Genomic DNA, 11854 nt, shown 5'->3' on the forward strand with positions numbered 1-11854 from the left:
TCAGGAATAAATTTCGAGGGAGCTTTGAAGACCTCCCCTGAAACATACGACTACATGGTTCGATCAGGGTGTCAGCCTCAGGCTGGCGATATTCTATTCAGTAAAGACGGAACCATTGGACGCACTGTGGTCGTAAAAGGGCAGCACCCTTTCGTCATCGCATCATCGTTGATCATTATTCGTCCAAACACCAAGCTATTGAGTTCCAGCTTCTTGCACTTTCTTTGTCAGTCGAGCGGAGTCCAGCAGCAAGTGCAGTCATTTGTGCGGGGGGCTGGACTACCTCGTCTTTCAATTTCCAACCTGACAAAGATCATTGGCGTTTTCCCGCCGCTAGATGAACAGCATGCAATTGCGTCATACCTCGACCACGAGACTGCTGAGATTGATGCGTTCATCGCGGATCAGGAAGAACTCATCGCGTTGCTGAATGAGCGGCGTGCTGCCAGCATCACGCAAGCAGTCACTAAAGGGCTGCACCTGACTGTGGAGATGAGGCACAGCGGTATCGAGTGGCTGGATAAGTCAAAGATTCCGGCTCACTGGAATGCTCGAAAGCTGGGGCACGTTGCTCGCATGCGCAGCGGGGAATCAATTACTGCCGAGACAATCGAAACTGAGGGAACCTACCCCGTATATGGGGGAGGTGGATTCCGTGGCTTCACAGAGACGTACACCAATGAGGGTCATCATGTCCTGATCGGACGACAAGGCGCTCTGTGTGGAAACATCAAGACCGCTCGTGGCAAGTTCTTTGCCACGGAACACGCAATAGTGACCTATCCTCGCGCGTCTACTGACATCACTTGGTTCGCTTCACTTCTGGAGGTCATGAACCTCGGGCAGTACTCCCAATCAGCCGCTCAACCGGGAATCTCGGTTGAGGTCATCGCTCAGAAGAAGTTGCCTTTGCCACCATACTCGGAGCAAGTTCAAATTGGACGCTTCATAGAGCGGGAGACCGCCGAAATCGATGCCACGATCGCGGATGCCGAGGAGGCTATTGCCTTGTCCAAAGAGCGCCGTGACGCTCTCATTGCGGCAGCAGTGACTGGAAAGATCGACGTTCGAGGCCACGATACTGCTGAGCTGGGGGCTGCATAGGTATGGCGACTTATCACGAGGTTGAGTTCGAGAAGGGCATCGCGGAGTACCTGCATGCTCACGGTTGGCTCTACTCCGAAAACGGTTCCGGCTACGACAAGGAACTGGCGCTGTTCCCGGACGACGTACACGCGTGGTTGGCGGACACCCAGCCGGAAGAGCTTGAAAAGATCGTCAAGCCAACTGACTCCCCAGAAGTGCAGAACAGGTCCTTCAAACGGCTGCTCACGCGGCTGGTCAAGGTACTCGATGCCCCCTTGGAATCCGGCGGTGGCACGCTCGGGGTCCTCCGCAACGGTATCAAGGTGACTCCGGCATCGTTCAAGATGTCGCAGTTGAAGCCCAACGACAACAAGAACCCCAAGACCACCGCCGACTACGAGAAGATACGGCTGCGCGTCATGCGGCAGGTCTACTACTCCACCAGCAACCAGAACAGCGTCGATCTCGTCTTCTTCGTCAACGGTATTCCTGTCGCCACCATGGAGCTGAAGACGGACTTCACCCAAACGGTGCAGGACGCGATGGACCAGTACAAGACGAATCGTCTCCCTGTGGATGCGGTGACCCGTCAGCGTGAACCACTGTTCTCATTCGGTCACCGTGCCCTCGTGCACCTTGCCATGTCTAACGCCGAATGTTTCATGACCACCCACCTGCAAGGTGCGAAGACACGTTTCCTTCCGTTCAACATGGGCAATGACGGACACAAAGGCAACCCGGTCAATCCGAACGGTTCCGAGACCAGTTACATGTGGGAGCGAGTGCTCCAGCGCGATTCATGGCTGACCATCATCAGCAAGTTCATGCACCTGCACATCGAGAAGAAGACCGACCCAATCACGGGCGAGAAGACCAAGATCGAATCGTTGCTTTTCCCGCGCTACCACCAGTGGGAAGCGGTCAATAAGTTGGCGGAGACCGCTGCCGCAGAGGGACCGGGGCATCGGTACTTGATCCAGCACTCTGCCGGTTCCGGTAAAACAAACTCCATTGCATGGACTGCGCACCGGCTCAACTCTCTCCACGGTACCGATGGCATGAAGATGTTCGATGCTGTCATCGTCATCAGCGACCGTAAGGTCCTCGATGGGCAGTTGCAGGATGCCGTCAAGCAGCTCAATAAGGTGGATGGGGTCTTTGAAGCCATCACTTCCATTGGTGGTGCGAAGTCGAAGTCGCTTTCAAAGGCGCTGCTTGGTGGAACCCAGATCATTGGCGTCACCCTCCAGACGTTCCCCTTTGCACTGGATGAGATCGCAAAGAACAAGGGGCTGAAGGGCAAGTCGTTTGCGATTATCGCGGACGAAGCGCACAGCTCACAGTCAGGTGACGCAGCAAAAAACTTGAAAAAGGTTCTCACCTCGGGCAACGAAACCGCCCATGACGCTGAAGTTGAGCCTGATGCCGAGCTTTCCACTGAAGACTTGCTGGCAGCAGAGATGAACAAGCGTGCAGAAAGCAAGAACTTGTCGTTTTTCGCCTTCACCGCGACGCCGAAAGCCAAGACGCTTGAGCTGTTCGGGCGTCCAAACGAAGCTGGACTGCCCGCTCCGTTCCACCTCTACTCGATGCAGCAGGCAATTGAGGAAGGCTTCATCCTCGATGTACTGAAGAACTACACGCCATACAAAATGGCGTTCAAGCTCGCGCACAACGGTGTGGACTACGACTCCGATGAGACGACAATCGAAAAGTCGGAAGCTGTCAAGGAACTGATGCGCTGGGTCAAGCTGCACCCGTACAACATCAGCCAGAAAGTGGCCGTCGTCGTGGAGCACTTCCGCTCCAATGTGCGGCCCCGCCTCGCTGGACGCGCCAAGGCAATGGTCGTCACCGGCTCCCGTAAGGAAGCCGTCCGTTACAAGGTTGCAATCGACAAGTACATTGCCGACAAGGGTTACACGGACTTGGCAACGCTTGTCGCCTTTTCTGGTGACATCATCGACAGCGAGTCTGGCATCGGAAAGCTGACCGAAAACACGATGAACCCCGGTCTCAATGGGCGAGAGATTCCCAAGGCGTTCAACACTGACGAGTACCAGATCATGCTGGTTGCCAATAAGTTTCAGACGGGCTTTGACCAGCCGCTGCTGGTTGCCATGTATGTGGACAAGAAGCTGTCGGGCATAACTGCCGTGCAGACACTCTCTAGGTTGAACCGGGTGACTCCCGGTAAAGACCAAACCTTCATCGTTGACTTCGTGAATGACCCGGTGGAAATCCTCGCGGCGTTCCAGCAGTATCACAAGGAAGCCGAACTATCCGGGGTCACGGACCCGGACATCGTGCATGACCTTCAGGCCAAGCTGGACGGCGCTGGTATCTACGAGATCAGTGAGGTTGAAGCGACGGCAACCGCGTGGGTTGGGAAGGCGACCCATGAGAAGCTCAAGGGCTTTGTAGCGCCTGCGCAGTCCCGATTCCGAGTTCGGTACCAGAAGGCGCGGGAAGACGGCGACAAGACCGCACAAGACTCTCTGGACCTGTTCCGCAAGGACCTTGGCAGCTTCATCCGAGCGTACGACTTCCTGTCGCAGATCATCGACTACCAAGACACTGATTTGGAGAAGCGGTCGATCTTCTACAAGCTGCTCGCTCGTGTCATCAGTTCCGAGAATCAAGACAGGACGACGGTTGACTTGTCCGAGGTCGTGATGACTCACTACAAGCTCAGGAAGCAGGAACAGGCTGACCTGAAGCTGTCGGGCGACGAGTCCAAACCGCTGGACCCGATGAAGGCTACTGGTACCGGTGCAGCTCACGAAGCGCAGAAGGCTAAGTGGGCGGAGATCATTGAGCAGATGAACACCTTCTTCGAGGGTTCTGGGCTCTCGGACGCGGACCAGCTGTCCGTTGCGGAGAGCGTGATGAACAAAGCACTGGAGAACAACACCTTGCGCGGTCAGGCCCATGCCAATGGCAAAGTAGATTTCTACTCGTCACCCAAAATACTCACCACTGTTGAGGATTCCGTAATCGAGGCGGGGGAGCAACACGCGAAGGGCATCGGCTGGGTGTTGTCGTCGGACAAGGTCGGCGAGATGGTCGAGCTGCTTAAGAAGATGAGGTTGTTCGAGAAATTACGGGCAGAAGACGTGGCTTGAGGTATGGTGCGCAGTTGGAGTTTTAGAGCCGGGAATATGGGGTCTTTGATAAGTTGCTCGCCCACAACAAGTCCTACTTCGCCAACGTTCGAGGCGCACAGGGCATGAGCAAACTAAAAACTTGGACCACGGCACTTTAACTAGCGGCACCGGCATCGCTCTGATCGCTGGAGCCTTCGAGAGCTAGCGAGTGTTGGGCTCGTTTTCCATCGGCGGCCGATGATGGACCGATCGACAACTTGGCGGTCATGCCAAAAGGGCGCTAAATGTACGCGTGAAGCTCCCTGTGCCAGAGTCGCGCCCTGGACAGACGAATGGGACTTGAGTAGGTGTCACTTGTTTAACAGGGCGCCACGAGCTGAAGGCGCTTTTGAAAGTGTTCGTAGGGCGGTCAGCACTCTCTAGGCTCCTGCTTGCCAGCACGTGGTGTGCCGCCTACTAAATCATCGCAGCTATCCCTCCTAGTGGAGACACAATGTAGGCACACCCTGTAGCTGCCAACAGTTCGCAGCAGCAGCAGCTGGACGTGGGAAAGGCCCCGAGCTGCAGAAACAACACCACGAAACACCGGTGACACTCGAGGAAACGGCCCTGCTCTAACTGTAATCAGCGCAGGAAGGTTATACACGTAAAAAAATCAAGGACTGTTGCCGTAGGCCGGTCGCACTAGTAAGCCCGTTGGTATGATCGGCACAGCCGCCGAGAAGACTGATGCAAAGAGGGGACCATGGCTTATGAGGGATCTAGTCGTGGTTCTTCCTGGTATCACGGGCAGTGTGCTTTCCCGTGCAGGCGTTCCGCATGACAGCCAGGTATGGGGCTTTTCAACAGAAACAATGAGTAGTTTCCTTGTCCGTCGGGGGAAGCACATACAGGTTCTCAGCATGCCCGAGCATGACCCTCGACTCGAGGCGCCTGATACGCGGATTACTGCCACTAGTCTGATCAGCGGGTTTCACGGGCTCTACGGCATGGGGCGCCTTGCAGGTTATGGCAAATTGACCCGGGAACTGGTGAAGCGCTTCAGGTTAACGCAAGGAAACGCATGGGACAGCCGTCCCGCCAATTATATCGAGTTTCCTTATGACTGGAGACTCAGTAGTCGTCATAACGCTGCCGTACTGCGAAACGTGGTGAACCGAAAGCTTGCGATATGGCGTGAGGCTTCCGGAGAACCGGGTGCAAAAGTCATTCTCATCGCGCACAGCATGGGCGGTCTTGTTGCGCGGTATTATTTGGAAGTCACCGGCGATGATGATATGCGAGGTGATGGACAATGGCGCAAATGTCGCGCTCTGTTCACCTTCGGCACGCCCTTCCGCGGCTCAACGAATGCCCTACATTACGTAGCAAATGGCTACAAGAAGGTATTTTTGGACCTAACAGATGTAGTGCGAAGTTGTCCCTCTATTTACGAGTTGATGCCCGTCTATCCTGCAGTGAAAAAGGACGGGGCGTGGTTCCGACCACACGAGCTTGAGATCCCCAATGTTTCCGCTGCCTATATGGCAGCAGCGCACGATTTTCACAGCGATATAAAGGCGGCTGTTGCCAAGCACAGCAAAGAGACCGCCTATCTGGAGCATGGTTATCGGACATTTCCTTTTGTCGGTGTTGGTCAGAGTACCTTGCAATCCGCGCACCTAGACGCCCAAATTTTGACTGGCAGCAAGACTTTGCCTATGGACATCGACCCTCTGCTCGACGGGGGCGACGGGACAGTGCCGAAGCTTTCGGCCACACCTATTGAAATGTCCGGGGACTTCCGCGAAGCGTTCGTAACGGAGCAGCATGGTTTCCTGCACAGCAATGTGCGCTCCCTTGATGACCTTGTCGAGCGTCTCAAGCGGACCCAGTCGCGAGGGTTGGCGGACATTCAAGGACGGGACCATGCACCGCTTGCTTGCATAAATGTCTCAGTTGATGAACTCTTCTCCTGCGATGAGCCCGTCCTAATTCATGCACAATTGATGGACAGTCGCCAAGGGGCTATCCCTCTCGCGGTTGACGTAGCCAAGGTTGAGGGCCAAGAAGTTGGGCATGCGACGGCGACAACGCATCTCTTCGAAGTAGAGGGTTCCTGGCAGCGGGTAGAACTACGGGGACTTGAGCCCGGTCAGTACAAGATCACGGTGAGGAGGCTTGAACCCCTGATTGCTAGCCTCGACCGAGTGCACGCTTCGTTTGAAATCTTGGGAAGGAGGGGAGGGGGAAGTTGAGCTGGAATCCCTGGCCGAAAGCAGACGAGAAGGATTTAGCTCGTTACGTTCTTCCCGCGATCGCTGAGAAAATAAAAATTCGCCCGGTCGACGGCCGCTCGGCCGCGGACCTACATGCCGCCGGGGACTACCGTGCGCTAACTCGAGAGATCTATGAGGCCCTGTGTCAGAGGGATATCCGCTGGTCGCGTGCCTCGTATCATCCCGATAGTAAGTCGCAAATAATCCGTCACCCGGAGTCCGTTCTGAACGGTTCCGGTGAAGGAACTTGCTTGGATCTAGCCTTGCTTTTCGCCGGAGTGCTGCTTGGATACGGATTATTGCCTCTGGTGGTCGTTCTCGACGGCCATGCGCTTGTAGCCGTTAGTTTGACCAGCGAGCGAAGAAAGAGCGACAGCACACAACGTGAGCAAAGCACTGGCGAGGGCGGTGAGGGGACATGGTGGGTAGATTCCGGGGTTTTGTACGACTCAGAGGTGCTAAAGCATCTCGTTGACAGCGGTACCTACGAAATAATCGAGTGCACAGGATTTTCGCGAACCGTAGATTCGACAATTAACTCTTTCCCTGAAGACCGAGGAAGAATCGGGGGCTTATTACCTTGGGAACGTTCAGTATCCGCTGGACGCGAGCAACTTGCGCTTCCTACTCGCGCCTTCCGTTTTGCCGTTGACCCGGGCTATCTACAGGACATCCTTAAGATTGGATTTCACCAATCACAGTCGTACTCTTCGAAGTTAGATGGCGGTGCCGATAGGCGGTTACTCAAGTTTTCGAGCCGTCTATTTGATGACTTGACTCGTCAAATGGCTGGTCCGAAGATTGATCAGCCCGATTTGGCCGACGCTGCTGCTTCTATGTACGTTCGACGTGAATGCCAAGATGAACTGATCAGAAAACTGGTTGCCCCGGGAAGTCAGCCACAAATTCTGTCAGGTGAGGCAGGCCACGGTAAGAGCAGCCTCCTTTGGGACTTGGCACGTGAGCTCTCTTCGACGCGTCAGGTCATAGCGCTATTAATTTCCTCGAGCTGGCTGTCCCCAACTGGGCATGAACCGCCCTTGTTCAGCATCCTCGAGGTTATTGAATCTACCCGAAGCTTGCGCGCCTCTCACTCCAACGTTGTCGTTCTCCTGGATACCGCGGATTTACTCCTTCACAACGAGAACTCAGTACATCGAACCCACGAACTCATTGAGTCTCTAATCGAGTTGAGCGTGGGGGTGATAGTTGCGGTAAGGCCACAGGAACAACAGGAGCTCAGGGAAGGCTTAGGCCAAATCACCAGCCTCGGTGCTTTCTCGGCGGCCGAACGCGACCGGGCTGTAGCAGCACTGATGAAGCGGCATTTTCCTCATTATCCAGAGGAACAGGGGCTGGAGCTTGTGCGTAGGGCTGTAGCCAGGGGACTCGCGGTAGTCGAGATATCCGAGTCACCCTTTCTCTTGAAACTCCTGTTTGAACTGGCAGGAGATGTGCTGCCATCGATGGAAATAGATATCACGGGCCTGTACCGCCAATACTGGGAACGCCGCATTAAGTCAGATTTTCGGGGAATGGCCCGGGTGGCGAGTAAGGATCTTACGACATTAGCTGGACATACCGGTATAGCCATGCTTGCTGAGGGTAGTCCGGAACCGCAGAACTTTGCGTTGGACATGGCGCTTAATCAGATCCGACAGCATCTCCGCCTGCCGGACTCCGGGATGGACGATGACCTCGCGACATTAGTACAACGGGGGGTCCTAGTTCGGGATGGTGAACGGACTCGCTACATGCACCAGACTCTCTTCGAGTACTGCGCCGCCATGGGGCTTGCTTACCGGGGTGGTACGCGTGAACTCGTCCGGCTGGTGAAAATCGCTTTCGACTTTCCGGAGGACTACTTTATCGGGACAGTTCTGGAGCAGCTCTTAACGATAATGGCAGGACAGCCATCAGCGCGTGCCGTCGTAACCAAAGAACTGAATCGACTCTTGACAAGTAATAATGACGCACTTAAACAACTAGGGGTGCTTTCGTGGGTACATCATCCAAATATTGTTGCTGACATAGAACCAGCCCTACGGTCACTACCGAGCACGGCTGTTGTACGCTTTGTTCGCATTATACCTCGAGTTTGGGGCATGAATATTGATGATTTGCGGTTCGCCTTCGGACTTGTCTGGAACAGAGAAGAGAGTAGCTGCAAACACGAAGTCGTAAGGGCCCTTGGCCGCCTGGCTCGCAGTCAACCTTTAGCGATTGCCGAACTCGTAAAAGAGTTAAACTGCATCGATTACTTTACTTCCGAGGGAAAGGTGACTCTGTCGAATCCCAAGCAGTTGTTCGACTTGGTTTTTGCACTGGGAAAAGTGGCGTCCGACATGGTTGCGGAGGCGGTATTGCGCCTCCTAGGAGCCATTGAATATCCCGAATCTCGCATATTGCTGATCAACCTCGTGGCCGAGCATTGGGGAGCCATTGGTAGTCCTTCCCTTCACGACGAAATCATTGTGATGCTTCGACAGGAACAAGCAGAGAACGATGACGAACGGGGGAGGAGTGTCCGAGAGGCCCTGGGAGCCCTATTGTTCGCCTTCTGGACCGGCCAGGGGGAACCCGAGACAGAGGCTAAGGCCGAAGCTAAGGCCGCGTGGGTATCAAGGGCAGCAGGAATACGCGAATCTCTAATTGCCGAGCCAAGGGACGTGGTCGCGGGAGCGGGACTATTCGCGCTTGCCCGCCATTTGTGCTCCGATGACTTGAACGAAGAGCACATACGAGGGGTCTTAAACGAAATTTGGGCTATCGAGGATCTACAAGCGCAAAGGAAGCTTGTCAGCAATCTGCTCGCCCCACTTCTGATTGAAGATGGGCTCGCACGGCAAGTGCTAATTCCTAAGCTTGCCGAACAGCTAGATGAGCTCCCAGTCACACCAAACGCTGGTGCGCTGTCCGCAGCCCAAAGTTGGGCATCAGTTGCTCGGTCTGTGCTTGAAGACGAACGCCTACATCCAGAGGTGATACGAGCAGTGGTATCCCAAATGACATTACGTTGCGAAGAACTTTGGCTTAGCCGGGACTACCTCGTGTCGCTTCTTTCGCAAGCCGTGCGCGGGAACATTCCAAGTGCCAAGAAGGCTATAAGAGAGATAGCGGCGAATCCAGAGGTTCTAGGCCCCGCTGACCAAACTAAGTTCGCTAACGAGTGCCTACGTCATGCCTCGAAGGATCCAGCATTGACTCTCGCATACGTAGCAGTGGCTACCCATAGAGGCGACACGGGGGGCATTTCAGTAGCAGTTCGAGATGCCGCGCTGGCCGAAGCCTTCAAGCAGGAGAAAACTCGCCTGGCGGGCTTTGTCGAAGCACGGCTCCGCGGGAATGACACCGAGCAACGTCAAGCGTTGAACCTGTGGAGTCGACTTCAGCGGGCGCGTGTAGCGGATGTAAACCTGGAAGACCTGGTGCGTGTCATGCCCACGCTCCGTCATCCGACTGCCAAGGCAAGCGCCCTGGCGATGGTTCCGCTCACAGTCTCCGCACAACCAAGTGACTATGATGCCGCTGTTGAGTTCCTGGAGACGTTTGTTGCTGTTCAAGGTGGAATAACTGTCACTCCTGCGCAAAGTCCACGTGCAAATAAGCCCGGGGTATTGGACGCGGCCGCCGCTTCCTTAAGACTAGTTTTGGCGGAGCATGGCCCTTCCAAGTGCTGGCCGATGTTGAGGGCCCTGATAGCTGCTCCAAAACATAGCGGCAAGGAACCACATGAAGCCTCTGTTTTCCTAGCTGGCAGCAAGTTCGTCAAGAGAACGTTTAACGCGAACGAGGGAAACTTTGCCGTCGAATGTTTTGTCGACTTAGGAACGCTCATACCAATGCTTGGTTTCAGACATGCGCAGGTAGAGGCAGCGTGCAATTGCCTTTACTCGTCAGCTCAACTCATCATCCGAGAATCATCGGCGGATGCTTTGGTCGTGCTTGTTCGGGCATTGCCTCAAATGCCTCGTCATCTTGCTGAAGTTATCTCACGCCTTTCTCTGCACCTACGAAGAACTACGGTTCGCCCTATCTTCGAGGAGATGCTTGCGCACGGGCGGCTAGGCGCTTTAGCAGACTACGTATCGCACAACCTTCGTAACAACTTTGTTGGAGTCGTAGGGGGCGCTTTGCCTGACCTACTCGAACCTGCCTGACCGATCAGCCTTAGCAGAGATGCGTTCGCCTTGGCCTACAGCTACCAAGGCCAGATTGGCCGTACACGTCACTGCCCACTCCTCATCCGTTTTAGGCAATCCAGGCACTCGGCGACGCCTCGTTGCGCGTTGTGCTCGGTGATAAATCCGTAGTGGCAAGATCTGCAGGGCGAACCGGCGCGTAGTTGAGAAACTTCCGTGCCAGATTTTGCCTCAAGCACCCTCCCCCCAAGAGACGATGGAGGCTCGGGAAGGGTACGAATGACTGCACTGGCTCGCGTGCCGCTGTCCTCTGCGATACCGTCCAAGGGTTCGGCAGAATCTGGCACGGCAGCATTCTGGGGGGACGAGTGGCAGAATCTGGTACGGCTGCTTCCTGCTGGAGCGCCCTCGTGTCTGGTCCAGCGGGTCCTCATTATCGTATCGGCATCCGGTGTCTCGTTTCTGAGCGGAACAACTGCGCGTGAATGTTGGAACAAGCCGTCGCAGTGTAGACAAAGTGTAGACACACTCATGATCACGAGCCGGTTTGAAGTACCACTGAATGGACCGACAAGCGACTCTGGGCGGCAACGACAGAACTAGACATCATTGAGTGGCACTGGCCAAAACCCGGGCACTGTAACTGTAAATCAGCTGGCAACGCCTACGGGGGTTTCGAATCCCGCATCTGCCACAGCCCCGGATTTCCGGGGAATTTAGACCCGTTTGGATCTCTTCAGAGGTCCCGACGGGTCTTCTTTTTGCCCAATGACTTGCCATCGGTGAGGAGCTTGTAAAGCGGAGGGGTGGTCTGTGAGGTCATATTCAGGGAGAGTGTCGCTGCTGACCGGACGGTCTGCAGCGCCACCTCGGCACGCAGCCTAACGACCGTTCGAAGCGCCACCACGTCACGGAATGAATAGGGCCTTTGGACGCCGTTGGATCTCCGGCATCAAGAGCCCGGAGATCCAGCTGTGGCCGGATAGGCTACGGGGATGACCACTGGGGGACCCAAGAAAGAGTTCACGTCGAAGAGCGAGCCGGAGGCTGCCACTCATACTCAACGAAGATTACCGTTGCCGACGCTCGTACTTATAGGACTAACAGCGTCCTTTGTAGTCCTCGTACTTCTCGCGTGGTACTTCACGCAGCAGGAGTACATTATGTCGGTGACGGTCGAAAAGTGAGCCATTGTGACGGTTGAAAACTGAGCCACCCGTTCCAAACGATTGGGTGGGTGATCACAGTGGAGGATTGGGCG

Annotated in this window: 5 protein-coding genes; 4 read left to right on the plus strand and 1 reads right to left on the minus strand. The window is 55.1% G+C overall.

Annotated features, from left to right (window positions below; genetic code table 11):
* The first annotated feature begins 24 nt into the window (after positions 1-24).
* The 4 genes from AC5RVY_RS16805 to AC5RVY_RS16820 all read left to right on the plus strand — a co-directional run bounded on the left by AC5RVY_RS16805 (position 25) and on the right by AC5RVY_RS16820 (position 10611).
* Positions 25-1104, plus strand: a complete 1080-nt coding sequence (locus AC5RVY_RS16805) for a restriction endonuclease subunit S (RefSeq protein ID WP_493955829.1) — start codon at positions 25-27, stop codon at positions 1102-1104.
* Positions 1105-1106: 2 nt separating this feature from the next.
* Positions 1107-4211, plus strand: coding sequence for a type I restriction endonuclease subunit R (locus AC5RVY_RS16810; RefSeq protein WP_493955830.1), 3105 nt, complete (start codon positions 1107-1109; stop codon positions 4209-4211).
* An 884-nt stretch (positions 4212-5095) separates the two neighbouring features.
* Positions 5096-6430, plus strand: a complete 1335-nt coding sequence (locus AC5RVY_RS16815; protein ID WP_493955831.1) for a lipase/acyltransferase domain-containing protein — start codon at positions 5096-5098, stop codon at positions 6428-6430.
* Complete coding sequence (locus AC5RVY_RS16820; RefSeq protein WP_493955832.1) at positions 6427-10611, plus strand: NACHT domain-containing protein; 4185 nt, start codon at positions 6427-6429, stop codon at positions 10609-10611. The genes AC5RVY_RS16815 and AC5RVY_RS16820 overlap by 4 nt, the downstream gene beginning before the upstream one ends.
* 718 nt (positions 10612-11329) lie before the next feature.
* Here AC5RVY_RS16820 and AC5RVY_RS16825 read toward each other — a convergent pair.
* Positions 11330-11461 carry a hypothetical protein gene (locus tag AC5RVY_RS16825; protein ID WP_493955833.1) on the minus strand — a complete coding sequence of 44 codons (132 nt, stop codon included), beginning with the start codon at positions 11459-11461 and terminating at the stop codon, positions 11330-11332.
* Between the last annotated feature and the right edge of the window lie 393 nt (positions 11462-11854).

It is taken from the genome of Arthrobacter sp. Ha26 (assembly GCF_059091705.1).